Genomic DNA, 25,104 nt, shown 5'->3' on the forward strand with positions numbered 1-25,104 from the left:
GTGCATGTCTACGGCGGATCTTATCCCAAGCGGGAACACCGCAAGCGAAGAGAAGCGCGGAGCCCCGTCCTCGCTGCGGAATCGGCCGAATGGGTGCAGCGGAACGGGGGAAACGGCGGCTCAGCGGCCGCCGGGCGCCGACCGGAAGCCGCCCCGGTCCGCGAGCAGGCCCAGGAACCCCAGGTGCGGCACGGTGACCGACCCCATGTGCAGCACGCGCCCGCCGGTCAGCCGGAAGAAGCTCAGCCCGGACTCGTCGTCCCACGACTCACCGCCCGCTCCGGGCACGTGCCGGGTGGCCGGGAAGTCGTCGGTGAACGTGCCCGCGGCCGAGTACGCGGGCACGCCCCAGCCGAGGTGGCGCAGGTACTGCTCGACCTTCGCGTAGGGCGCGTGGGACACGAGTACCAGCTGCAGCCCCCGCTCGTGCAGGGCGGTGGCGATGTCGGCGACCGGCACGACGTCGGCCGGCCCGCTGTGGTCGGCCATCGGGTGGTGCACGGCCAGGGTGTCGTGGCGGCCGAACAGCCCGCCGAGGGAGACGAGCCCGCGCGGGCCCTCGAACAGGTAATCCGCCCCGGCCACGGCCCGGGGCCGGTCCAGCTCCAGCACGGTCGGCTCCGTCATGACTCGTCCTCCCTGGCTGTGGTCCCTCTGCGAATTGTGAGCGCGCTCACCGGGCGGGCCCAGCGTTCGCCGCCGGAACCGCAAGCTGGGAGACGCGCTCCGCCGTCGTGCCGGTCCGGCGAAGCAGGTTCGAGCGCTCGTCACCCACCCCCGGGAGCGGCCAGCTCACCGCCCGGAACGGCCACCACGACGACGGGACGGGCGGTGTGCCGGCCGGTCGCGTCCTCGCCGGGCTCGGTCGGGTGACGGGCTTCGCCGGCCGTCGTGCCGGGGTTCCGCGTGGCCCCTAGGCTCTGCGGTCATGGCACGCTATTTCGACCTGCACCCGGAGAACCCGCAGCGCCGGGCGCTCGGCCAGGTCGTCGAGATCCTCCGGCACGACGGGCTGATCGCCTACCCGACCGACTCCTGCTTCGCGCTCGGGTGCCGGCCGGGCAACCGCGCCGGGCTCGACCGCATCCGCACCATCCGCAAGCTGGACCACCGGCACCACTTCACCCTGGTGTGCCAGGACTTCGCGCAGCTGGGCCAGTACGTCCACGTGGACAACGCGGTGTTCCGCGCGATCAAGGCGGCCACCCCGGGCAGCTACACGTTCATCCTGCCCGCCACCAAGGAGGTGCCGCGGCGGCTGATGCACGAGAAGAAGAAGACGGTCGGTGTGCGCATCCCGAACCACCGCGTCACCCAGGCGCTGCTGGCCGAGCTCGGCGAGCCGCTGCTCTCGAGCACGCTGCTGCTGCCCGGCTCGGGCGAGCCGATGACGCAGGGCTGGGAGATCAAGGAAGAGCTGGACCACCAGCTGGAAGCGGTGCTCGACTCCGGCGACTGCGGGGTCGAGCCGACCACCGTGGTCGACTTCTCCTCCGGGGAGCCGGAAATCCTGCGGGTCGGCGCGGGCGACCCGGCGCTGTTCGAGTGAGGCTTCGGGTGAGGCGTCGGGTGAGGCGTCGGGTGAGGCTCAGCCTTCCAGCAGTTCCAGCCACTCGGCGGTGCGGCCGCCGGTGAAGGTCAGCGCGAGGTCCTCGGCGAAGCGGCGGCCGGTCACCAGGAGGCAGAAGTCCTCGGCCGGCCCGGCGACGCGGTCGGTGGCGTCCTCCGGCCCGAAGTCCCACCGCGCGCCGGACGGGGCCCGCAGCTCGAACCGGAACTGCTCGGCGGGCGGCGTCGCCTGCCGGCGCAGGTAGGCGCGGTCCCTGGTGCGGACGCCGTAGTAGGCGACGTGGCCGATGGAGTCGTCCCGCCGGGGCCGGACCCCGAACGCGTCGGCGATGTCCTGGCCGGCGGCGAACACCTCGGTCAGCACGGCCGCGGCGAGCACGGACGGGCGCAACGGGCCGTCGCTCCACGGCAGCTGCTGCTCCGTCGGGGCGGCGGCGAGCAGGGCGGTGGCCTTCCGCTGCTCGAGCAGCCACGTCAGGATCGCCTCGTCGAGCGAGTCGTAGGAGATCTGCGGGGTCACGCCGAACACGCCCGGGTTCTCGACGCTGAGCCGGACCAGCCGCGCGGTCGACGTCAGCCGGGCGAAGTACCCGGTGATGTCGGGTCCCGGACCGGGGCCGCGCCCGTGGCGCTCGGCCAGCTCGGCCAGCGCCTCGGTCTCGGCCCGCAGTTCCGTGAACACGTCGGCCATCGGTGCCACCTCCTGGTGCCGGGAAACCGCGACTACCCCCGTTCAGGCTGGCAGGCGCGACCGCGGTGACTCCACTTCCCGCTTGCGGCGTGGCATCACGGGCTCCGGGCGCCTCGGCTAGGGTCGGGCGGCGGACCAGGTGCGGGTGGCCGAAGGGAGCCGGGACGTGAAGTACCTGCTGGCGATGTACCTGAACCCCGACGTGATGGCGAAGCTGTCCGAACAGGACATGAACGCGATCGCGACCGGGCACGGGGAGTTCATCCGCAAGATCCGGGAATCCGGCGAGATGATCAGCACGCAGGCGCTCGGCCCGGCCGGTGAGACCACCGTCGTGCGCGGGCGCTCGGGCCTGCCGGCGGTCACCGACGGCCCGTTCCTGGAGACGAAGGAGTTCCTGGCCGGGTACTACCTCGTGGAGTGCGCGAGCAGGGAACGCGCGGTCGAGCTCGCGGCGATGATCCCGGACGCCGCCGTCGACGGCCTCGGCGTCGAGGTGCGCGAGGTCGTCTTCTTCGCCGACGCCGAAGCCGAAGTCCCCATGGCGTGACCGCCGTCGCCGAGGTCCTGCGCCCGCTGGTGCCCTCGGTGCTGGGGGCGCTGGTGCGCCGCTACGGCCGGTTCGACGCGTGCGAGGACGCCGTCCAGGAGGCCCTGCTCGCGGCGAGCGAGCAGTGGCCGGCCGAAGGCGTCCCGGACAACCCGCGCGGCTGGCTGGTCACCGTCGCGTCCCGGCGGCTCACCGACCAGTGGCGCAGCGAGAGCGCGCGGCGCCGGCGCGAGGAGTCGGCCGCTCTGCGCGAACCGGCGGCCTCGGTGCCCGGGCCCGGCGAGGAGCAGCCACCGGACTCCGACGACACGCTGACCCTGCTGTTCCTGTGCTGCCACGCCGCGGTGTCGCAGCCTTCGCAGGTCGCGCTCACGCTGCGGGCGGTCGGCGGGCTCACCACGGCGCAGATCGCGAAGGCGTTCCTGGTGCCGGAGGCGACCATGACGCGGCGCATCACCCGGGCGAAGGAGCGCATCGCCGCCGCGGGCTCGACGTTCAGCGCCCCTTCGGCGGACGACTTCCCGGAGCGGCTGCGCGTCGTCCTCCAGGTGCTCTACCTGATCTTCAACGAGGGCTACACGGCGACGTCGGGGGAGGACCTGCTGCGCGTCGAGCTGACCGCGGAGGCGATCCGGCTGACCCGCGCCGTGCACGCCCTGCGCCCGGACGAGGGCGAGGTGACGGGCCTGCTGGCGCTGATGCTGCTGACCCACGCGCGGCGGGCGGTGCGCACCGGCCCGGACGGCGAGCTCGTGCCGCTGCCCGAGCAGGACCGCGGCCGGTGGGACGCGGCGATGATCGCCGAGGGCGCCGGGCTGGTCCGGTCCGCGCTCGGGCGCGGACCGGTCGGGCCGTACCAGGTGCAGGCGGCGATCGCGGCGCTGCACGACGAAGCGCCCAGCACCGAGGAGACCGACTGGCCGCAGATCGTCGAGCTCTACGGCGTGCTGGGCGAGCTGATGCCGAGCCCGGTGGTGACCGTGAACCTCGCGGTCGCCCTCGCCCAGGTGCTGGGGCCCGACGCCGGCCTGGCCGTGCTGGACGAGCTCGACGGCACGCTCGACCTCGGGGCCCGGGCCGACGCCGTGCGGGCGCACCTGCTCGAACGTGCCGGCCGCCCGTCCGCCGCGCGCGAGCACTACCTCCGGGCCGCGGAACGGACCGAAAGCGGACCGGAACGCCGGTACCTGCGGGCCCGGGCGGACCGGGCCGGCCGGCCGGAGCCCCGGTCCTGACCCGGCCGCCGGGTCAGCGGACGACGAGGCCGGTCGCCGGCTCCGGCGCCGCGGGGACGTGGAACAGCCGCGCGAACAGCTCGAGATCCGCGACGTCGCCCTCGATGCCGAGCTTGCCGGAGCGGACCACGTCGGCGGCGGTCACCCGGCCGCTCATCAGGTCCAGCAGCGCGGTGCCGGCCGCCGCCTCGACGACCAGATCGGCGCCGGGGAAGCCGCCTTCGCCGACCTTGACCGCGCCGTCTTCGACCAGCGCGTGCACGGTCATCTGGTCGTTGTAGCGGATCTCGAAGTTGATCTGCACGTTCTCCGCGGCGTCGGAGCGGAACGTGGTGTAGAGCGACAGGATCGCCGCGTCCAGGGTGAAGACCTCGTCGGCCTTCGGGGCGTCCATCGAGCGGGCACCCCAGAGCCCGAGGTCGAGCAGGATGTGGTCGAGCTCGCTGCCGTACTGGGTCAGCTCGTAGACCAGGCCGGCGTCGAGCTCGGCGCGGACACGGCGGCGGAGCACGCCCGCGGCCTCGAGGTCGTTGAGCCGGGCGGAAAGGATCGACGACGGGATCTTCGGCAGGCCGGCCTGCAGCTCGTCGTAGCGCTTCGCTCCGAGCACGAGGTCGCGGACGATCAGCAGCGACCAGCGTTCACCGACGAGCTCGAGCGCGCGGGCGATGCCGCAGAACTGTCCATAGGTACGAGTGTGCGGAGCAGACATCGGACTTCCTCACTTCGTTCTCGGGCGATGCGAAGGACACGGCCGGAGCCGGGAAAGCGGTGGGTCAGCGGTGATCCCCTTCGGAGATCAGCTCGCGGTGCAGCACCTGAAGGTCGTCACACGGTTCGACGCCCAGCTCGCCGGCCAGCCGCGACCGCAGCCGGCGGTAGACGGTCATCGCGTCGGAGCGGCGGCCGCTGCGGCCGAGCACGCGCATCAGCTGGCCGTGCAGTGCTTCGTCCAGCGGGCTGCCGGTGGCCAGCGACCGCAGCTCGCCGATCAGCTCGCGGTGCTTGCCGCTGATGATCTCCGCTTCGATCCGCAGGTGCAGCACGCTGCGCCGCTGTTCCAGCAGTTCCGTGCGGTAAGCCGACAGCACCGGTCCACAGTGGACGTTCGCCAGCGGCGGCCCGGACCAGAGGTCGAGCGCCGCCCGGTAGGCGTCGGCCGCCGCGGCGTGCCGGCCGGCGTCCTGGTGCTCGTGGCCGAGCTGCTGCAGCCGGATGAACCGGTGGGTGTCCACCCGGGCCGGGTCGATGTAGAAGGTGTAGCCGGACTGCTTGGTGGCCAGCATCTTCTCGCCGTCGGCGGCCAGCCTGTTCTGGTCGATGCACCGGCGGAGGTGGTAGATGTAGGTGTGCAAGGTCGTCCGCACCGTTCGCGGCGGGTTGTCCGACCAGAGCTCCCGGATCAGGGTGTCGATGTGTACCATCCTGCCCGGGCGCAGCACGAGCACGGCGAGCAGCTGGAGCACCTTGGGCGTGGTCGGCGCGTAGTCGACCCCGCCACGCAGCACTTCCAGCGGCCCCAGGACGGTGAACGTCACCCCGGTGTCGTCCGGCGGTGGCGGCGATTCGGAGTACATGACTGGCCTCCAGCGTATTCTGTGCGCCCCCGCACTCCCCAGTGGTGCGGCTCGTGTCGCGGGACGGCCGACACCGAGCTTCTCCCTGAATGTGACAGAGAGCCGGACCGGCGGCCAGTGAGGCACCCACCAGAGTCGAGGTGCGTTTGTCGGGTGCTCACGTGCGTCACGCAGGTTCGCCGTATGCGTTTCGCACGGTCCGCCATTCGGCCCACCCTGGTCGTCCGCGTCCGGGGTGGTCGCCGGAACAGACCAGGCACGGGCGCGCCGGGACCGCCCACTCCACGCGTGCGGGCGTTCCGCACCCCGGCGCCGTGCGTTCCACACAGTCCGGTCGATGTGGATTCCCCGTGGCCGCCCCGGACGCCGTCCGGCCGAGTGCGTTTCGCCTGGTAGGCCTCGACCGCCCGTCAATCGAACTGCAAGCAGCGGCGTCTTCCCTGGGCATCAGGAGAACTGCCATCAGGGGAATTCGAGGTTGGACGCATGATGTTGCGGTCTATAGCTGCTGTCGGATACGAGAGCGAATTCGACGATGAGCCCCGGGCACCGGCCATCGAGCGCGTGGAGAAGTCGGTCCGGCCCGCGGTGCTGCAGGCGATTTCCATGATCCAGGAGCGCTACTACGAGCCCATCACGCTCGGGGACCTGGCCTCCGAGGTGTTCGTCAGCCGGTTCCACTTCTCCCGGATGTTCGCCCACGCCACCGGGGTGACGCCGGGCCGGTTCCTGACCGCCGTGCGCCTGTTCGAGGCGAAGCGGCTGCTGCTGACGACGTCGCTGAACGTCTCCGACATCGTGTGCAGCGTCGGCTACAGCAGCGTCGGCACGTTCACCAGCCGGTTCTCGCGGGCGGTCGGGCTGACGCCGACGCAGTACCGCGAGCCGCAGGTGGCCGAGCTGCTCGTGGCGATTTCGCCGACGCTGCAACGGCTTCCGCCACTGCAGACGCTGCGCGCGGCCGGGCGCAGCTGCGCTTCGCTGCAGTCGGGCACGGGCGTGCTGTCGATACGGCTGGACATGCCCCGCGACTCCGCGCCCGCGGACACCCTCATCGGGCTCTTCGCCGACCCGGTGCCCCAGTGCGGTCCGGTCGCCTTCGGCGGCTCGGCCGGCATGAGCACGGGCGACCTGACCATCCACGGCGTGCCCGCCGGGCGGTGGACGGCGATCGCCGTCGCGAAGCACCAGCCGGGCCTGGGCGGACCGCGCTTCTCGATCGGCTACGCGGCCGTGACCGTGACGGCGGAGGGCCTGTCCACCGGCCGGGTGGGGCTGCGCGCGCCGGCCGCGACCGACGCGCCGATCGCGATCACCCTGGCGTCGAAGCAGTCGCCGTTCACCCAGCGCATGCGCGCCGCCCAGCACCCGCACCTGCGCGCCGTCGCCTGATCCGCCGAAGAGAAGAGGACAACCACGTCATGTCCACCGTAATCGGAGTCCTTCGGAAGCGGTTCCTGGCTCCTTCACTGGCTTCGGTCGGGTTCGCCGAACGCGGCTTCCCGGTCACCCACACCGACGCGACGGCCCGGCTGGAGGCGGTGCCGCAGGCGGTCGTGTGCGGGTTCGAATGGGCCATCGAAGGTGCGCCGCTGTGGGAGATCGAGCGCCGGCTGGCGCTGGTCGAGCCCGAACAGCGCGGCTTCGCCTACGAAGGCGCGACGATGGGCTACACGATCCTCGACGCGATGCCGGGCGGCGGCCGCGACCGCACCCGCGCGCTGCTGGAGGGGCCGGGGCGCCCGCACATCTTCCTGACCTACATCGGGATCGGCTTCGCCATGGCGCGGCTGCCGCGGCCACTGTGGAAGAACATCCTGCCCGAGCTGACCGGGGTGGCCTACCACCCGGTGATGAGCTGGCTCGCCGTCGACGGCTACGGCTTCGACCGCGCCTACTTCGACACCGAAAAGTGGGTGGGCGAGCAGGCGGACCCGGTGCCCTACCCGTGGGCGGGCCGTCCGGAGTACTTCGGCCGGGCGTTCGACCAGGGGGTCGGCCGCGCGCTGTGGTTCATCAACGGCGGGAACCCCGGCGCCGTGGCCGACGCGGTCGGGCGGTTCGCCGAGGCCCGCCGGGCGGACCTGTGGAGCGGGGTCGGGCTGGCCGCGACGTTCGCCGGCGGCAGCGACCAGGCCGGGCTGACCCGGCTGCGCCAGGCCGCGGGGGAGCACTACGACCAGCTCGCGCTCGGTGTCGTGTTCGCGGTGAAGGCCCGCACGTACGCCGGGTACGTGCCCGCGCACACCCACCTCGCCGCCGGCGTGCTCACCGATCTCCCGGTCGGGCAGCTGCAGGCCATCTCCGACCGGACGGAGGCGGTCGGCGACGAGGACGGGCCGCTCCCGCGGTACGAGCTCTGGCGGGCCGCGATCCGGGCGGAATTCCGGCCGGACGCGCAACGAGCGGCGAGCTGAATCCGCCCCCGCCAATCCGGCGGCAAGGGTGGAGTAGACCGAACCGAGCGAAATCTGTGACAGTTGATTTAAGTATCGGAAGATGTTCGTAGCCCGAAAGGGGAATGCGTTGGGCGACGGTTGGCGCGCATTGAGGCGCCGGATCCTGACACCGGACGACTCGGAGACCTCGCTGGACAAGCGTGGTTTCCACAAGAAGAGCCCGCAGGCTCAGGAGCTGCTGGAAACGGTGGGGAAGAAATTCCTGCTCGGCTACGCGCACGCCGTCGAGTCCCGCAACCCCGCGCAGTGCGAGGAATGGCTGGAACGCATTCCGGTGCAGTTCCGCGGATTCGCCTACGAGGGCGCGGGAATGGGTTACGCGATGCTCGACGGGCTGCCTTTCGGCGGCCGGCGGCACGTCGACGACTTCATCGCCGGTCCGGGCGGAGCGCGGCAGCACTACATCATCCTGGTCGGCGCGGGCTGGGCGATGGCGCGGCTGCCGCGCTTCGCCTGGCCGAAGGCCGACCGGTTCGACCCGCTGCTGCGGTGGCTGGTGCTCGACGGTTACGGCTTCCACCAGGCGTACTTCAAGACCGAGAAGTACGTCCGGCAGCAGTACCAGGAGCCGGGCTTTCCCTGGCCGGCCAAGGAGTACAGCGGTTACGCGCTGCGGGCCATCGACCAGGGCATCGGCCGGGCCCTGTGGTTCATCTGCGGCACGGACGTCGACCTGGTGACGAAGACCATCGCCGGGTTCGACCCGGCTCGCCACGGTGACCTCTACGCCGGGGTCGGCCTCGCGTCGACCTACGCGTGCGGCGTCAACGAAGACGAGCTGACCGAGCTGGCCCGCCGTGCGGGCAAGCACCGCGGGCAGCTCGCCCAGGGGAGTGCGTTCGCGGCCGACGCGCGGGTGACCGCGGGTCTGCTGCTCCCGGAGACCGAGGTCGCCACCCGGGCGATCTGCGGCCTGCCCGCCGAGCGCGCCGCGGCGATCACCCGGGAGGTGTGGCCGGCGACTGTCGTCGACGGCGAGCTCCCGGCGTTCGAGACCTGGCGGCAGCGGATCGCCGATGAAGTGCTGACTCACGGAGGAGTGAACAAATGACCGCGACCTCGCGCTGGCTGCGCCGGCAGCTGGCGGGCATCGTGGCGATCGCGCTGGTGCTGACGATGTTCTTCGTCGCGCGCCTGCCGAGCGTCTCGGCCGCCGAGCAGGACCAGCTCGCAGCCCAATTCCACTTCACACCGATGACGATCGCGCTGCCGGCGGCGGCGAAGTCGCAGAACGTCCGGACGCTGAACAAGCAGTACGAGCACATTTCGGCCTGGATGTCCTCGACCGGCGCCGGCATCGCGATGAACGACCTCGACGGTGACGGCCTGGCCAACGACATCTGCCTGGTCGACCCGCGCAGTGACCAGGTCGTGGTCACGCCGGTGCCGGGGCAGGGCCAGGACCGCTACGCGCCGTTCGCGCTCGACCCGGCGCCGCTGCCGACGTGGGACTACATGGCCCCGATGGGCTGCGTTCCCGGCGACTTCAACGAAGACGGCCGGATGGACGTCATGGCCTACTACTGGGGGCGCACGCCGGTCGTGTTCCTGCAGAAGGCCGGCGCCACCAAGCTTTCCCCCGCGGCGTTCCAGCCGACCGAGCTGGTGCCGGGCAACCTGCGCGGTCCCGACGGGAAGTACAACGGCCCGCTGTGGAACACCAACGCGGCCACCATCGGCGACTTCGACGGCGACGGGCACGTGGACGTCTTCATCGGCAACTACTTCCCGGACAGCAAGGTCCTGGACCCGAACGCCGACGGCGGCATCACGATGAACCAGTCGATGTCGCACGCGAACAACGGCGGCGGCAAGTTCATCTACCGCTGGACCGGGGCCACCGCGGGGACGAACCCGTCGGTGTCCTTCGTGGACTCTTCGACGGCCATCCCGGCGAACGCCCGCTCCGGCTGGTCGCTGGGCGCGAGCGCCACCGACATCGACGCCGACGGCCTGCCGGAGCTCTACATCGCCAACGACTTCGGGCACGACCACCTGCTCTACAACAAGTCCAAGCCGGGCAGCATCGAGTTCGGCGAGGTCACCGGTGTCCGCGGGTTCACCGACCCGAAGTCGAAGGTGCTCGGGAACGACTCGTTCAAGGGCATGGGCGTCGACTTCGGCGACTTCAACCACGACGGGCTGTACGACATCTTCGTCAGCAACATCACCACCTCGTGGGGTGTCGAAGAGTCGAACTACCAGTTCGTGAACACCGCCAAGGACCTCACGGACCTGCGCAGCCAGCTGCAGCAGGGCGTGGCCCCGTTCCACGACGAGAGCGGCGAGACGCGCACGGCGTGGTCCGGCTGGGGCTGGGACCCGAAGATCGAGGACTTCAACAACAGCGGTGACGTCCAGATCGCCCAGGCCACCGGCTTCATCAAGGGCCAGGTCAACCGCTGGCCGCAGCTGCAGGAGCTGGCGGTGGCCAACGACGGCGTGACGTCGAACCCGTTCTGGTGGCCGAACGCCCGTCCCGGTGACGACCTCGCCGGCGATCAGACGCTGCACTTCTTCGTGAAGCGCGCGGACGGCACCTACGTCGACCTCGCGCCGAAGCTGGGCCTGGCCGTCCCGGTGCCCACCCGCGGCATCGGCGTCGGCGACGCGGACGGCGACGGCCTGCCCGACTTCGCCGTCGCGCGGCAGTGGGAGCAGCCGATCTACTACCACAACGACAGCCCGAAGACCGGCAAGTTCCTGCAGCTGAAGCTGACCACCGACGCCCCCGTGGCGCCCGGGCCCCTGCCGTCGGCCGGTTCGCCGGCGATCGGCGCCGAGGCCACCGTGACCACGGCGGACGGCAAGAAGTACGTGGGCCGCGTCGACGGCAGCAGCGGGCACTCCGGCCGCCGCAGCTTCGACGTCCAGATCGGGCTCGGCGCTGACGTCACCGGTCCGCTCGCGGTGCACCTGCAGTGGCGGGACCGCACCGGGCAGCTGCGCACACAGGACCTGAAGCTCGCACCGGGCTGCCACATGTACCAGCTCGGTACCCAGGCGAAGGAAGAGATGTGACGTCATGGCGACGCCCATAACGACCAAAGTGGACACTGCACCGCCGAAGCGGACCAACAAGGTCATCACGGCCCTGCGCCGCTTCGCCATCTCGATCTCGATCTTCAACATCCTCGGCTACACCGTGCTCGGGTTCGAGCAGCCGTGGCTCTACCCGCTCGTCGCCCTGGCGGTCTCCTACACCACGGAGATCGTGCTGGAGACCATCAACGCCCGGGTGACGAACCGGCCCGTCCGCTACCGCGGCGGCGGCTTCAAGGGCCTGGTGGAGTTCCTGTTCCCGGCGCACATCACCGCGCTGGCGCTGAACATGCTGACCTACGTCAACGACCACATCTGGGCGATGATCTTCGGTGTCATCGTCGCGGTCGGCACCAAGTGGGTGCTGCAGGCGCCGGTGTTCGGCCGGATGCGGCACTACATGAACCCGTCGAACTTCGGCATCACCGTGATGCTGCTGGTGTTCCCGTGGGTCAACATGACGCCGCCGTACCACTTCTCGGAGAAGGTCGACACCTGGATCGGCTGGCTGATCGTGGCGGTCATCCTGATCTCGGGCACGGTGCTCAACTCGCTGCTGACCGGCCGGATGTGGCTGATCGGGGGCTGGCTGTCGTTCTTCGTCATCCAGGCCGTCCTGCGCGGGGTGCTCTTCGGCACGGCCATCCCGGGCGCGCTGGCGATGGGCACCGGGATCGCTTTTGTGCTCTACACGAACTACATGGTGACCGACCCGGGCACCACGCCGTCGAAGCCGGCTTCACAGTTCGCCTTCGGCGCCGGCGTCGCGATGATGTACGGCTTCTTCACCGCCTCGCACATCGCCTACGGGTTGTTCTTCGCCACCGCGTCGGTGTGCCTGATCCGCGGGCTCTTCCTGTGGGGCCTGCACTTCTCGAACAAGTCGCGGATCAAGTTCGAGGCCGAGCAGGCCGAGCAGAAGGCGAAGCTCACCGCGGCACCGCCCGTCCCGGCCGGTGACGAGAAGCCGCTCGCGGCGTGATCCCAACACTCCGCTTCGGACAGTGAGGAGGCAGGCCGGTGGCCAGCGAAGAAGAAGTCCAGGTGCTGACCCTGGAAGCGTACGCCGACACGATCGTGCCGGGGGAGAAGCGCTCCCCGGACGACCACGCGGTGGCCGGGGTGTCCCCGGGGGCCGGCGCGGTCGAGGCGGGCGCGCTGGAGCTGCTGAACTACGACGCCACCGGCATCACCGCCGGCCTGCCGTACCTCGCGCAGTCGCTCAACGACCACGCGAAGACCTACGCGGGTGAGGTCGAGCTGGAGCTCGACTCCGACCTGCCGCCGTTCGTCGCGCTGCCGTACGAGCACCGGCGCGCCCTGGTGACCCGGCTGACGAAGCCGGGTCACCCGGAGAAGGAGGGCTGGGTCAGCCTGGCCCTGTTCTGCAACATGGCCTACGACACCGCCCCGCACCGGCACACCGCCGAGGCGCTGGCGGCCGGGCACCCCGGCCTGCTCGCGCTGGGCTACCGGCTGCCGGACGCCGACGGCCTGTGGCGGTTCCCGAAGTTCTCCTACGGCCGCAAGCTGGCCGAGCCGCATCCCGACACCACACCTTCGGGGAGTCCCGCATGAGCGCGATCGAGAAGACCGACGTCGTCATCGTCGGCAGCGGCTTCGGGGGGTCGATCCCGGCCTACCACCTCGCCGCGGGCGGAGCCAAGGTCGTGGTGCTCGAGCGCGGGCCGTGGCTGGCCGCGGACGATTTCGAGCACGACTACATGCTCGGGTCGAGCTACACCCGGGTGTTCGACTTCGTCGCCGGCGACGGGATGAGCGTGCTCGGCGGCAACTGCGTCGGCGGCGGGAGCGTGGTGTACTTCGCCGCGATGCCGCGGGCGCCGAAGTTCGTCTTCGACCGCCAGGGCAGCATCGGCCGCCGCATGTGGCCGGCGGAGATCAGCCGCGACTCGCTCGAGCCGTGGTACGACCGGGTCGACGAGTCGATCCCGGTGTCGCGCCAGGACTGGAACGACGTCAGCTACGCGGGTGGGCTGTGGGCCGCGGCCTGCAACCACTCGGGCCGTACGGCGAACCCGGCCCCGGTGGCGGTGGACACCGGCCGCTGCACCAACTGCAACTTCCAGATGGCGGGCTGCCGGTTCGACGCGAAGCGCTCGATGCTGACGAACTACCTGCCCGCCGCGCTGGCGCACGGCGCGCAGATCCGGCCGCTGCACGAGGTGGAGCGGCTGGAGCGGACCGAAGACGGCGGCTACCGCGTCCACTACGACCTGATCGACGAAGAGGACTACCGCATCCACAACGGTTCCGGCGTGATCGAGGCGAAGGTCGTCATCATCGCCGCCGGTGCGGGGGCGACGCCGGTGATCCTGCAGCGGTCCGAGGCGTCGCTGGGCCGGATGCCGCACGGGGTCGGCCGGTACTTCTCCGGCAACGGGGAGCGGCTCAACACCGCCATCATCGACGAGGACCGCGTGCGCGAGGTGCTCGGACTGTCCCGTGAGGACGGTGCCGCCTACGCCGCGAACCACATCGGCAAGGGCCCGACCGTGGCGAACTGGGACAAGCTCGACGGCTCGCTGCCCGAGTACGAGCGGTACTCGCTGGAGCAGCTGTACTTCCCGCCCGGGCTCGGCACGATCCTCGCGCAGGCGCCCGGTGGCGAGGAGCCGCGCTGGTTCGGTGCGGAGAAGAAGGAAATCCTCAAGCAGTGGTCGAGCTGGCTGACCATCTTCCTGATGACCGAGGACGACAACGAAGGCGTCTTCGGCACCCCGCCGCCGACCGGGAACGCGTACCGGATCTCGCAGCAGATGCTCGGCCGCGGGCCGTTGCGCTACGACCCGACGCCGAACACCCTGCGCGGCTGGGCCCTGGCCGACGCCGACTGCAAGGCCATCATCGAGAAGGACGGCCTGGCGAAGGTCGCGCCGTGGACCAACGACGTCGTGGGCGCCTACACCGTGCACCCCCTGTCGTCCTGCCGCATCGGTGACGACGCGGCGACGTCCGCGCTGCACCCGAACCACGAGCTGCGCGATCACGCGGGCATCTTCGTCACCGACAGCGCTTCGGTTCCCGGCGCGCTGACGGTGAACCCCGCCATGACGATCGCCGCCCTCGCCGAGCGGTCCGTGCCCGGCATCGTCCGCGCCCTGAACGAGCGCGGCGTCGACGTCAAGTACGGCGCGCCCGCTCCCGACGGCTCCATCACCGGCCGGCGTGCGGTGTCCAAACTGGACCTCGTGGCCGGCAGCTGAACCCCGAACGAGAGGACGGAACAACGTGACTGACACGACGGCTGTGCTCGCCGACCTGACCGCCGAGGCCGCCGAGGTCGACGCGCTCGTGGCCGGCCTCACCGAGACCGGGTGGGAGACCCCGTCGCCCGCGCCGGGCTGGCGGGTCCGGGAGCAGATCGCCCACCTCACCTTCATCCTGCGCATCGCCGGCTTCGCCTCGGCGCAGCCGGAAGCGTTCGTCGCCATGACGAAGTCGCTCACCGGCGGCCTCGACGCGGCGGTCGAGGCCGCGCTGAAGGAGTTCGAAACCGACCCGGGCGAAGTGCTGCTGGCCAAGTGGCGCGGCGAGCGGGACACCGCGATCAAGGCACTCGCCGCGGTGCCGGGCGACCAGCTCGTGCCGTGGCTGGTGAACCCGCTGCCGCCGTACGTCCTCGCGTGCGCCGGGATGATGGAGCTGTTCGGGCACGGGCAGGACATCGCCGACGCGCTCGGCGTGGCGCCGGTGCGCACCGACCGGCTGCGGCACCTGGTCGGGTTCGCCGTCCGCGTCTGGGACTTCGGTTACCAGGCCCGGAACCTGACGCCGCCGGAGACCGAGTTCCGGTTCGAGATCACCGGGCCCTCGGGCGCGGTGTGGACGTTCGGGCCGGAGGACTCGCCGGAGCGGATCACCGGCTCGGCCGAAGACTTCTGCCTGCTGGTCACCCGCCGCCGGCACCGCGACGACCTCGACGTGCGCGCCGAGGGAGCGCTGGCCGACGGCTGGCTCGACATCGCGCAGGCGTACCGCGGACCGGCCGGCGAAGGCCGGGCGCCGGGCCAGTTCGACCGCTGAGCGGTACCGGTTCAGGTGAATTCGAGGATGCGTGTCGCCGGGTGCTGTCCCGGTGACCGCGGGCATGCAGAAAGAAGACACGACCGGAACACCGGGTCATGCTGAACCGGGCCGGTAATCGGGGCACGAGTAGCCAGTGGGAGTGCGGTGGCATGAGCGGTGAGCGGATTTCGATCGTGGGTATCGGTCTCCGGTACCCGGACGCGGGTTCACCGGAGGAGCTCTGGGAGAACGTACTGGCCGGTCGCCGGGCGTTCCGCAGGCTGCCCGACGAACGGATGAATCGGGCAGACTACTATTCGCCAGACCCCAAGGCACCGGACCGGTTTTACGCACAGAAGGCCGCGGTGCTGCGGGACTACGAGTTCGACCGGGTGGCCCACAAGGTCGCCGGGAGCACGTTCCGGGCCACCGACACGACCCACTGGCTCGCTCTCGACGTCGCTGCGCAAGCGCTGGCGGACGCCGGGTTCCCCGAAGGCGAAGGCACGTCGAAGCCCGCCACCGGCGTGGTCATCGGCAACAGCCTCACCGGTGAGTTCTCCCGCGCCAACGTGATGCGCTTGCGCTGGCCCTACGTCCGGCGCACGGTCGCCGCGGCGCTGGCCGGGCGGGGCTGGGGCGACGAGGAGACCGGTGATTTCCTGCGCCAGCTGGAAATCCAGTACAAGGCGCCGTTCCCGGAGATCAACGAGGACACCCTCGCCGGCGGCCTGGCGAACACCATCGCCGGGCGGGTCTGCAACCACTTCGACTTCGGCGGCGGCGGGTACACCGTCGACGGCGCCTGCTCCTCCTCACTGCTTTCCGTGGTGAGCGCGGCGAACGCGCTGGCGCAGGGCGACCTGGACGTCGCCGTCGCCGGCGGCGTCGACCTGTCGATCGACCCGTTCGAGGTGATCGGCTTCGCGAAGACCGGCGCGCTGGCCAAGCGCGACATGAAGGTCTACGACGCCGACTCCAACGGCTTCTGGCCCGGCGAAGGCTCGGGCATGCTCGTGCTGATGCGCGAAAGCGACGCGATCGAGCAGGGCAAGCGGATCTACGCCTCGGTCACCGGGTGGGGCGTGTCCTCCGACGGCAAGGGCGGCATCACGCGGCCGGAGGCCGCCGGGCACCGGCTCGCGCTGACGCGCGCCTACAACCGGGCCGGCTACGGCGTCGAAACCGTGTCCTACTTCGAAGGCCACGGCACCGGCACCGCGCTGGGCGACGCCACCGAGATCGAGGCGCTGTCCACCGCCCGCCGGGACGCCGACCCGCTGGCCAAGCCGGCGGCGCTGTCCACGATCAAGGGCAACATCGGGCACACGAAGGCCGCGGCCGGCGTGGCCGGGCTGATCAAGGCCACCCTGGCCGTCTACCACCAGGTCATCCCGCCGGGCACCGGGCACTTCGACCCGCACGAGTCGCTGACCGGCGACGCGGCGCGGATGTACGTGCCGAGCGAGGCCGAGCTGTGGCCGGCCGACCGCCCGGTGCGCGCCGGCGTGTCCGCGATGGGGTTCGGCGGGATCAACTCGCACGTCACCGTGGCCGAGGGGCCGCACGCCCCCCGCCGCGACGAGCTCGACGAGCGTTCCCGCACCCTGGTCGCCGGCCGGCAGGACGCCGAGCTGCTGCTGTTCGACGCCGACGACGTCGCCACCCTGCGCGGGCGGCTCGCCGCCCTGCTCGAAGTGGTGCCGAAGCTGTCCTTCGCCGAGCTGACCGACCTGGCCGGCGGTCTCGCCGGCGAGCTGTCGGGCAAGCCGGTCCGGGCCGCGGTCGTCGCCGCGAACCCCGAGCAGGCCGAGCGCAAGCTGACCCGGCTGCTCGAACTGCTCGAAGCCGGTGACTCGGTGTTCGAGAGCACCGACGGCATCTTCGCGAGCTCGCGCCCGACCGCGCCGCGGATCGGGTTCCTGTTCCCCGGCCAGGGTTCCGGCCGTGGCGGGGACAGCGCGGTGCGCCGCCGGTTCGACGTCGCCCGTGAGCTCTACGACGCGGTGGCCCTGCCGGTCGCCGCCGACCCGGCCTCCACCGAGGTGGCGCAGCCGCGGATCGTCACCGGCTCCCTCGCCGGGCTGCGGGTGCTGCGCGCCTTCGGCGTCGAAGCGAGCTCCGCGACCGGGCACAGCCTCGGCGAGCTGACCGCCCTGCACTGGGCCGGCGCGGTCGGCGAGCGCGAGGTGGCCGAGCTCGCCAAGATCCGCGGCCGGGTGATGGCGACCGAGGTCGGCCCCGGCACCGGCGCGATGGCGGGCATCGCCGCGTCGCCGTCCCGGACCGAGGAGCTCGGGCTGGGTGCCGACGTCGTCATCGCCGGCTACAACGGCCCGCATCAGACGGTGATCTCGGGACCGATCGCGGCCGTCGACCGGGTGGTCGCCAAGGCCAAGGCCGAGGGCGTCGGCGCGACCCGGATCAAGGTGTCGCACGCGTTCCACTCCCCGGCGGTCGAACCCGCCGCCACCGCGATGATCGAGCGGCTCGGCGAGTTCACCTTCGAGCGGCTCCAGCGGCCGGTCGTCTCCACGGTGAGCGGCGACGTCCTGCACGCGGCGGAGAACCTGCCGGAGCTGCTGCGCGAGCAGATCGTGCAGCCGGTCCGGTTCCGCGAAGCCGCGGTGAAGGTCGCCGAGCGCAGCGACCTGGTGATCGAGGTCGGTCCCGGCCGGGTGCTCACCGGGCTCTTCGAGGAGATCGCGCCGCAGACGCCGGTGCTGGCCTTCGACACCGACAGCGCCTCCCTCGGCGCCGCCCTGCGGGTGCTGGGCGCGGCGTTCGCGCTGGGCGCCCCGGTCACCCCGGAGCGGCTGTTCGCCGGCCGTGTGGTCCGGGAACTGCCGGCCGACGGGGTCTTCCGGTTCCTGGCCAGCCCCTGCGAGGCGGCACCGGCGATCGACGCCGAGCTCGCCGCGGAGCAGGCGGCCGCCGGGGCCCGGCCCGCCGAGGCGGAAACCGCCGACACCGAGAGCACCACGCTCGACCTGCTGCGCAAGCTCGCCGCCGAGCGCGTCGAGCTGCCGCTGGAGACGGTCACCGCGGACACCCACCCGCTCGACGACCTGCACCTGTCGTCGATCACGGTGGGGCAGCTGGTCAACGACGTCACGCGGGCTCTGGGCCGGCCGGCGCTCGAGGGCATGCCGAACTTCGCGACCGTCTGCCTCGGCGACCTCGCCGAGATGATCGACGAGCTGGCGCAGACGGCGAAGCCGGCCGACGCCGCCGGCAAGGGCGAGGCACCGGGCATCGGCCCGTGGGTGCGGCCGTTCGCGGTCGAGTACCTGCCCGCGGGCCTGCCGGCCGCGAACCTGCCCTCGGGCACCGTGTCCGCGCAGTGGCAGGTCTTCGCCACCCCGGGCAACCCGCTCGCCGAGCCGCTGCGGACGGCACTCGCCCGCAGCGGTGCGGGTGAGGGCGTGCTGCTCTGCCTGCCCACCGACTGCGACGCCGGGCACGTCGGGCTGTTCCTCGAAGCCGGCCGGGCGCTCATGGCCGCCCCCAACGGCACGCGGTTCGTCGTGGTGCACCACGGCTACGGCGCTTCCGGCCTGGCGAAGACGCTGCGGCTGGAGGACCCGTCGGCGAAGACCACGATCGTCGACCTGGCCGACCCGACCCCGGCGGAGCCGGCGGCGATCGACCGGGCGGTGACGACGGTGGTCGCCGAAGTGGCCGCGACGACGGACTTCGTCGAGGCCCGCTACGGCGCCGACGGCGGCCGCACGGTCCCGCGGCTGGTCGGCTTGCCTGCCGCGCCGGCCGGGCCCATCCCGGAGACCCTCGACCACACCGACGTCATGCTGGTGACCGGGGGCGGCAAGGGCATCACGGCGGAGAGCGCGCTGGCACTGGCGAAGGACTCCGGCGCGAAGCTCGCGCTCCTCGGGCGCAGCGACCCGGAAACGGACCCCGAGCTGCTGGAGAACCTCGACCGCATGGAGGCGGCGGGCATCCGTTACGTCTACGAGCGGGCCGACGTCACCGACGCCGCGCAGATCGCCGGCGTCGTCGCCCGCGTGGAGGCCGAGCTGGGCCCGGTCACCGCCGTCATGCACGGCGCGGGCCGCAACGAGCCGGCCGCGTTGTTCAGCCTGACCGAGGACGCCTTCCGCAAGACCATCGCGCCGAAGGTCGACGGTCTCAACGCCGTGCTCGACGCGGTCGACCAGGACCGCATCAAGCTGCTGGTGACCTTCGGCAGCATCATCGGCCGCGCCGGTCTCCGCGGTGAGGCGCACTACTCCACGGCCAACGACTGGATGACCGAGGCGACCCTGCGCTTCGGCCGGGAACACCCCCGGGCGCGGGCCATCGCGCTCGAGTGGTCGGTCTGGTCCGGCACCGGCATGGGCGAGAAGCTCGGCGTGGTCAGCGCCCTGATGCGCGACGGCATCACGCCGATCCCGCTCGACGAGGGCATCACCATCCTGCGCCGGCTGCTTTCGGACCCGGCCACGCCGCCGGTGCTCGTCATCTGCGGCCGCATGAACGGGCTGCCGACCCTGCCGATCCAGCGGCGCGAGCTGCCGCTGACCCGGTTCATCGACCGGACGGTCGTGCACTACCCCGGGGTCGAGCTGATCACCGAGGCCGAGCTGTCCGCGGGCAGCGACCCGTACCTGACCGACCACCTGCTCGACGGCCAGCTGCTCTTCCCGGCCGTGCTCGGCATGGAGGCGATGACCCAGGTCGCGTCGGCCACCGTCGGGCGCACCGGTACGCCGGTGCTCGAGGACGTCGAGTTCCTGCGCCCGATCATCGTCTCGCCGGGCAAGTCGACCACCATCCGGCTGGCCGCGCTCGCCCGGGACGCCGACACCGTCGACGTCGTGATCCGCAGCGACGAAACGGGCTTCAGCGCCGATCACTTCCGGGGGCGGCTCAACTTCGCCCGTCCGGAGTCGCTCGGTGAGACCACCCTGCGGGACGTCGCGCTGCCCGCGGTCCCGGTCGACCCGATCCGCGAGCTGTACGGCTCGGTCCTGTTCCAGGGCAAGCGCTTCCAGCGCGTGCTCGGGTACCGGCGGGCCAGCGCGCGGCACGCCGTCGCCGAGATCTCGACGTCGGCGAACGTGGCGTGGTTCGCGCCGTTCCTGCCGCAGGACAAGCTGCTGGCCGACCCGGGCACCCGGGACGCGATGATGCACGCGATCCAGTGCTGCATCCCGGACGCGACGCTGCTGCCGCAGAGCATCGAGAAGCTCTACCTGGCCGCACCGGGCGAGCAGCACGACGAGTACGTCCTGCTCGACGCGCGCGAACGGTCCCAGGACGGGGACAGCTACGTCTACGACCTGGACGTCCGCAACCCGGACGGCACGCTGGTCGAACGCTGGGAAGGGCTGATGCTCCGCGCGGTGCGCAAGCGCGACGGAGCGGGACCGTGGGTTCCGTCGATGCTCGGGGCCTACCTCGAGCGGGCGTGCGAGCGGCTGCTCGGCGGCCAGCGGGCGGTCGTGCTGGAGCCGGACCCCGCGGACCGCGTGTGCGAAGGCATCGCCGAGCGGCGCGTCCAGACCGCGCTGGCGGCGAGCCGCAGCCTCGACCGGCCGGTCGAGGTGCGCTACCGACCCGACGGCAAGCCGGAGATCGACGGGTTCGAGGTGACCGCGTCGCACACCGCGCAGCTGACGCTGGCGGTCACCGGCTCCGGGCAGCTCACGTGTGACATCGAGAGTGCGATCGAGCGGACCGACGAGGACTGGACCGGACTGCTGGGCGAAGAGCTCGTCGCCGTCGGCCGGCTGCTGGCCGCGGACACCGGCGAACCGGTCACGGTGGCCAACACCCGGGTCTGGAGCGCGCTGGAGTGCGTGCGCAAGACCGGCGGGATGACCCAGGCCCTCACGGTCCGCCGGGTCGAGGCCGACGGGTGGGCGCTGCTCGCCTGCGGCGACGCCCTGATCGCGACCTGGTCGACGACGGTCGACGACCGGCCGGCCCCGGTGGTCTTCGCCGTCCTCCACGCAGAGGGGAACCGAGAATGACCGGCTACTACGAGCTCCGCCACACGGTCGGCTTCGAAGAGACCAACATGGTGGGCAACGTCTACTACGTCAACTACGTCCGGTGGCAGGGCCGGTGCCGCGAGATGTTCCTCGTCGAGCGGGCTCCGGCGGTGCTGGCGGACATCCGCGGGGACCTCAAGCTCTACACGCTCAAGGTGGAGTGCGAGTTCTTCGCCGAGATCACCGGCTTCGACGAGCTGTCCATCCGGATGCGCCTCGAGGAGCTGACGCAGACGCAGCTGCAGTTCACCTTCGACTACGTCCACCTGCACCCGGACGGCGAGCGGTTGGTGGCGCGCGGACGGCAGCGGATCGCCTGCATGCGGGGCCCGAACTCGGCGACCGTGCCGGTCCGGGTGCCCGAGGCGCTGCTGGAGGCGTTGGCGCCCTACACGACGGCTACGGCGCGTAACGGCAAGGGAGTCTAAATGGGCCACCCAGGAGCAGGCCCCACCGAGCGGACACCGCTGCGGGTGCCGACGTCGCCGTCCCGCCGCGGGCTCAGCCCGCAACCGGCACTGCGCCAGGTGATGGCGCAGTTCGCGACGGGCGTCACGGTGCTCACGGCCGGCGGTGCGGACCCGCACGGGATGACGGCGAACGCCTTCTCGTCGGTGTCGCTGGATCCGCCGCTCGTGCTGTGCTGCGTCGCCAAGGCGGCCCGGATGCACAGCTCGATCGTCGCCGCGGGCTCGTTCGCGGTGAACATCCTGGCTTCGGACCAGCAGGCCGTGTCGAAGTACTTCGCCGACTGGAAGCGGCCCGACGGGCTGGCCCAGTTCGACGCGGTCAGCTGGACGCCGGGCGGGAAGACCGGGGCGCCGCTGTTCACCGGCGCCCTGGCCTGGCTGGAGTGCGAGCTCGCCCAGGTCGTCGAGGGCGGTGACCATTCGGTCTTCCTCGGCCGCGTGGTCGCCACCGGCCGAGGCGCCGGCGAGGACGCGCTCATCTTTTACAGCGGCGGCTACCACGACGTGGAAGGCCGGGCCGCGTGACCGGACACCGGCCCGCAGCGGTACCGGGGCCGAACGAAGGAGAGGGAAAGTCATGACTGCCAACAACACGGGTCGCACGGACGCTGCCGCGGCGCGGTCCGTCGAGCCGGTGGAAGCGCCGATCGACCTCACCGTGCGGCCGATGCCGCGGCTCGGCCGGGGCATCGTCTGGTCGGACGTCGTCGCCGAGATGAAGCGTGACCTCGAGGAGCAGCAGCGGGGGGAGGCCGCGTAAGCGGTTCCCACCGCGGCGGCAGCCGCACCACGAACCCGGGCCCGGCCATCGGCGGGCGCCGGGTTTCGTGGTGTCCGGCGACAACCCGGACGGCCAGGGCGGGATCTCCCGCCGTAGCCGCCCGGGTTTCCGGCGTGGGGCTACCCGGGTCAGCGTGTACCGCAGGCCCGGCCATGCCGTTCGCACTTGCACAGATTCGCGTCACTTTCATAGGGAAAGATGCGTCCAGGGGGCCTCCGGACGCATCTTTCCCTATGAAAGTGACGGGTGCTCGCAGTGCGCACCCGGCCCGGCCGCGCTGGCGCCGACGCCCCGTCTCGGGCCGCACCAAGCCGGACGAGACCCCCGTGCGCGTCACCGCGACCGAGCGGAAATAGCGTGGGTTTCCGGGCACGACGAAGGCCTCCCCTCCCTTTCGGGTGGGGAGGCCTTCGGTCTACCGCCGGTTCACGCGTGGTCGGCGACGGCCCCGGCGAGCAGGCTGCTGACCCGGCGGGCCGCGGCCATCCCGGCCCACGCGGTCAGCTCGATCAGGGTGTCGTCGCCGGGTGCGGTGCGGCGGAACGCGTCGACGAGCCCGTCGTCGACCTGGTAGGACGCCAGCGCCGTGGCCAGGGCCAGCCGGCCGGCGGGCCGGTCGGGCTCGGCGAGCCCGGCGACCGCCTCGTCGAGCCAGGCCCGGCTGAGTCCCGGTGCCTGCCCGTCCCAGGCGGCCAGCCGGTCCCGCACCAGCGTGCGGACGCCGTCGGGAACCGACCGGGCACCCGCCGCTTCGGCCGCGGCGTAGGCGCGGGCGAACGCGTCGGCGATGACCGGGTTCCCTTGCGCCCAGCCCAGGTCCGCCGGCGCCGGAGCGGCCGGGAGCAGCTCCAGTGACGCTCCCGGCCGCGGTCCCGACGTCGCCGGGGGCCGCAGCACGCCGCCGAGCACCCGCCGCGCCTGCGGCTTGGCGGACTCGGGGACGTGCGCGGGGAACGGCGAATCCCGGAGGTACACGTTCACCATGCGGTTGTAGTACTGGAACGCCACGGCGACGCCGATCAGCTCGGGCGCGTGCGCGGGCGGGAACGGCGGCGCGGGCGCCGTCGTCGTCGCGGACGCGCGCGCCCACGCTTCGAGCGCCTCCCGGCCGGAGCCGCCGGACTCGCCGGGGCCGTCCGGGATCGCGGCGAGCGTCATGCCGTGCACGTCCACGCAGTACGGGCAGCTGTTGGCCGCCGACACCCCGGTGGCCACCGCCTCCTTGGCCGCCCGCCCGGCCGGGCCGGGCACCAGCAGCGTCTCCCGCAGGATCAGCCAGGCCGCGGCCATCGACTCCGGCGCCGCGGAGTGCAGCGCCGTCGGCGGGGCGAGCATCCCGAAGTCCCGCTCCACCTGCTGGTAGACCGTGGCGACCAGGCCGCGAGCCCGGCGCCGGGGCACCACTTCGACGTACCGGGTGTCGCGCAGGGACTTGCGCACGGCGAAGCGGACCAGGGCGCCGATCACCGGGTGCTCGCTCGGGCGATCACGGCGCCGACCACGAAGTCCGGGTACTGCTCGGCGATGGTGTCCACGTCGGGCAGGACCGTCACGTCACCGAGCCCGGCCGCCTCGAACGTGGCCCGCCAGGCGGCCGGGGTCAGGAAGCCGTGTGTCGGGCGCTTCACCGGGTCGGTGATGACGTCGGTGAAGCTGTCGAGGAAGTCGAAGATGATCTCGGCGTGGATGGGGCGGGCGAGCTTCGTCGGCCGCACGCATTCGGACACCACGACCGCGCCGCCCGGCTTCAGCGCCTTCGCCGCCTCGGCGACGACGAAGTCGAGGTCGGGCGCCACGTGGAAGCAGTTGACCGCGTACACGGCGTCGAACGTGCCGGGCTCGACCCCTTGCGCCGCCCAGGGCAGCGTCATGTCGATGCGGGCCGACTCGACCGTCGTCGTCGGCGAAGCGGCCGCCGCGGCTGCCTTCTCGCCGTGCCGGGCGAACGTCTCGGCGACCTCGGTGAACCGGTAGCGCGTGACGTCGGAGCCGAGCGTGCGGAGCACCTGCTCGGCGCCGCTGCCGCAGCCGCCGCCGATCTCGAGGATCTCGAACGGGCCGCCCGCCGCCGGCACGAGGCGGCTCAGCGCCTCCGCGCCGACCTTGTTGTTGATGGAGTACAGCAGGTTGTCGTTCGAGAAGTACTTCAGCCACAACGGAAGCTGAGCGGGGGCGAAGAGGATCTCGTCGCCGGTCGCTTCGCCGGCGAAGAACGTCTTCGCCTCGTCGATGAGCGTCCGCAGGATCTCGACGGCGACGGCGGCACCCGGCTCGCGCGCGGCGAGCTCGGCGGCGACGTCGTCGAACGACGGGACGGGCACCGTGCCGGGCACGTACCGGCCGCCTTCCCGGGCGAAGATCCCCGAGTCCGACAGCTTCTCGTACAGGAAGTGCAACGGGATCGTCCGGCGCCACGGGATCGACAGCTCCTGCTTGGCCTGCGGGACCGAGGTTCCGGAGGCGGTCGGCAGGGCGCCGATCGCGGAGAGGATCCGGTGGGCGGTCGCGTCGACGAGGCGGGCGAACGTCTCGTTGGCCGCCAGGAAGCGGAACGGGAAGTGCTCCCGGACGCCCTCGTCGGCGATGGCGGCTCGCAGCTTCGCGAACTCCGCCGCCTTCGGGTGGTCTTCGGGCCGGCCGTAGCCGTTCTCCGCCTGCTCAGTCATGTTCACTCACTTTCGCGA

Annotated in this window: 21 protein-coding genes; 15 read left to right on the forward strand and 6 right to left on the reverse strand. The window is 71.9% G+C overall.

Annotation, left to right across the window (positions count from 1 at the left end; all coding sequences use genetic code 11):
• Positions 1-120: 120 nt before the first annotated feature.
• Positions 121-627 (reverse strand): DUF899 family protein, encoded by a 507-nt coding sequence (locus ACLJQZ_RS31950; protein ID WP_410623560.1) that lies wholly within the window; start codon positions 625-627, stop codon positions 121-123.
• A gap of 301 nt (positions 628-928) precedes the next feature.
• Between ACLJQZ_RS31950 and ACLJQZ_RS31955 the strand changes: the two genes are divergently transcribed.
• Positions 929-1,549, forward strand: a complete 621-nt coding sequence (locus ACLJQZ_RS31955) for an L-threonylcarbamoyladenylate synthase (protein ID WP_410623561.1) — start codon at positions 929-931, stop codon at positions 1,547-1,549.
• Between the two features lie 39 nt (positions 1,550-1,588).
• Here the strand turns inward: ACLJQZ_RS31955 and ACLJQZ_RS31960 are convergent, their stop codons facing one another.
• Positions 1,589-2,260, reverse strand: coding sequence for a maleylpyruvate isomerase family mycothiol-dependent enzyme (locus ACLJQZ_RS31960; protein WP_410623562.1), 672 nt, complete (start codon positions 2,258-2,260; stop codon positions 1,589-1,591).
• A gap of 166 nt (positions 2,261-2,426) precedes the next feature.
• Here ACLJQZ_RS31960 and ACLJQZ_RS31965 point away from each other — a divergent pair, with 166 nt between their 5' ends.
• Positions 2,427-2,810 carry a YciI family protein gene (locus ACLJQZ_RS31965; protein ID WP_410623563.1) on the forward strand — a complete coding sequence of 128 codons (384 nt, stop codon included), beginning with the start codon at positions 2,427-2,429 and terminating at the stop codon, positions 2,808-2,810.
• Positions 2,807-4,045 (forward strand): RNA polymerase sigma factor, encoded by a 1,239-nt coding sequence (locus tag ACLJQZ_RS31970; RefSeq protein ID WP_410623564.1) that lies wholly within the window; start codon positions 2,807-2,809, stop codon positions 4,043-4,045. The genes ACLJQZ_RS31965 and ACLJQZ_RS31970 overlap by 4 nt, the downstream gene beginning before the upstream one ends.
• Positions 4,046-4,058: 13 nt before the next feature.
• Here ACLJQZ_RS31970 and ACLJQZ_RS31975 read toward each other — a convergent pair whose 3' ends face one another.
• On the reverse strand, positions 4,059-4,757 hold the full coding sequence (locus tag ACLJQZ_RS31975; RefSeq protein WP_410623565.1) for a winged helix-turn-helix transcriptional regulator: 699 nt from the start codon (positions 4,755-4,757) through the stop codon (positions 4,059-4,061).
• A 64-nt stretch (positions 4,758-4,821) separates the two neighbouring features.
• Positions 4,822-5,622, reverse strand: coding sequence for an AfsR/SARP family transcriptional regulator (locus tag ACLJQZ_RS31980; protein WP_410623566.1), 801 nt, complete (start codon positions 5,620-5,622; stop codon positions 4,822-4,824).
• Positions 5,623-6,186: 564 nt separating this feature from the next.
• On the opposite strand from ACLJQZ_RS31980, the gene ACLJQZ_RS31985 reads away from it, so the two are divergent.
• From ACLJQZ_RS31985 to ACLJQZ_RS32040, 12 genes are all read left to right on the forward strand, one after another.
• Entirely contained in the window at positions 6,187-7,014 is an 828-nt protein-coding gene (locus ACLJQZ_RS31985; protein WP_410623567.1) for a helix-turn-helix transcriptional regulator, read from the forward strand.
• Positions 7,015-7,043: 29 nt separating this feature from the next.
• Entirely contained in the window at positions 7,044-8,039 is a 996-nt protein-coding gene (locus ACLJQZ_RS31990; protein ID WP_410623568.1) for a DUF1702 family protein, read from the forward strand.
• An 82-nt stretch (positions 8,040-8,121) separates the two neighbouring features.
• Positions 8,122-9,132 carry a DUF1702 family protein gene (locus ACLJQZ_RS31995; RefSeq protein WP_410623569.1) on the forward strand — a complete coding sequence of 337 codons (1,011 nt, stop codon included), beginning with the start codon at positions 8,122-8,124 and terminating at the stop codon, positions 9,130-9,132.
• On the forward strand, positions 9,129-11,102 hold the full coding sequence (locus ACLJQZ_RS32000; RefSeq protein WP_410623570.1) for a CRTAC1 family protein: 1,974 nt from the start codon (positions 9,129-9,131) through the stop codon (positions 11,100-11,102). Before ACLJQZ_RS31995 ends, ACLJQZ_RS32000 begins: the two co-directional genes overlap by 4 nt.
• 4 nt (positions 11,103-11,106) lie before the next feature.
• Positions 11,107-12,105 carry an enediyne biosynthesis protein gene (locus ACLJQZ_RS32005; RefSeq protein WP_410623571.1) on the forward strand — a complete coding sequence of 333 codons (999 nt, stop codon included), beginning with the start codon at positions 11,107-11,109 and terminating at the stop codon, positions 12,103-12,105.
• Between the two features lie 38 nt (positions 12,106-12,143).
• Complete coding sequence (locus ACLJQZ_RS32010) at positions 12,144-12,701, forward strand: DUF5987 family protein (RefSeq protein ID WP_247055514.1); 558 nt, start codon at positions 12,144-12,146, stop codon at positions 12,699-12,701.
• Positions 12,698-14,350, forward strand: coding sequence for a GMC family oxidoreductase N-terminal domain-containing protein (locus tag ACLJQZ_RS32015; protein WP_410623572.1), 1,653 nt, complete (start codon positions 12,698-12,700; stop codon positions 14,348-14,350). Before ACLJQZ_RS32010 ends, ACLJQZ_RS32015 begins: the two co-directional genes overlap by 4 nt.
• A 25-nt stretch (positions 14,351-14,375) precedes the next feature.
• Complete coding sequence (locus ACLJQZ_RS32020; protein WP_410623573.1) at positions 14,376-15,170, forward strand: TIGR03084 family metal-binding protein; 795 nt, start codon at positions 14,376-14,378, stop codon at positions 15,168-15,170.
• 152 nt (positions 15,171-15,322) lie between these two features.
• Positions 15,323-21,148, forward strand: a complete 5,826-nt coding sequence (locus ACLJQZ_RS32025) for an SDR family NAD(P)-dependent oxidoreductase (RefSeq protein ID WP_410623574.1) — start codon at positions 15,323-15,325, stop codon at positions 21,146-21,148.
• Positions 21,145-21,597 carry an acyl-CoA thioesterase gene (locus tag ACLJQZ_RS32030; protein ID WP_247055506.1) on the forward strand — a complete coding sequence of 151 codons (453 nt, stop codon included), beginning with the start codon at positions 21,145-21,147 and terminating at the stop codon, positions 21,595-21,597. Before ACLJQZ_RS32025 ends, ACLJQZ_RS32030 begins: the two co-directional genes overlap by 4 nt.
• A complete protein-coding gene (locus tag ACLJQZ_RS32035; protein ID WP_410623575.1) occupies positions 21,598-22,164 on the forward strand; it encodes a flavin reductase family protein in 567 nt (188 codons plus the stop codon).
• A 52-nt stretch (positions 22,165-22,216) separates the two neighbouring features.
• Complete coding sequence (locus tag ACLJQZ_RS32040) at positions 22,217-22,399, forward strand: DUF6222 family protein (RefSeq protein ID WP_410623576.1); 183 nt, start codon at positions 22,217-22,219, stop codon at positions 22,397-22,399.
• Positions 22,400-22,846: 447 nt separating this feature from the next.
• Here the strand turns inward: ACLJQZ_RS32040 and ACLJQZ_RS32045 are convergent, their stop codons facing one another.
• Positions 22,847-23,887, reverse strand: a complete 1,041-nt coding sequence (locus tag ACLJQZ_RS32045) for a carboxymuconolactone decarboxylase family protein (protein ID WP_410623577.1) — start codon at positions 23,885-23,887, stop codon at positions 22,847-22,849.
• Positions 23,884-25,086, reverse strand: a complete 1,203-nt coding sequence (locus tag ACLJQZ_RS32050; protein ID WP_410623578.1) for a class I SAM-dependent methyltransferase — start codon at positions 25,084-25,086, stop codon at positions 23,884-23,886. The genes ACLJQZ_RS32045 and ACLJQZ_RS32050 overlap by 4 nt, the downstream gene beginning before the upstream one ends.
• Positions 25,087-25,104: the final 18 nt, after the last annotated feature.

The organism is Amycolatopsis sp. cmx-8-4, from assembly GCF_046548675.1.
GTDB lineage: Bacteria > Actinomycetota > Actinomycetes > Mycobacteriales > Pseudonocardiaceae > Amycolatopsis.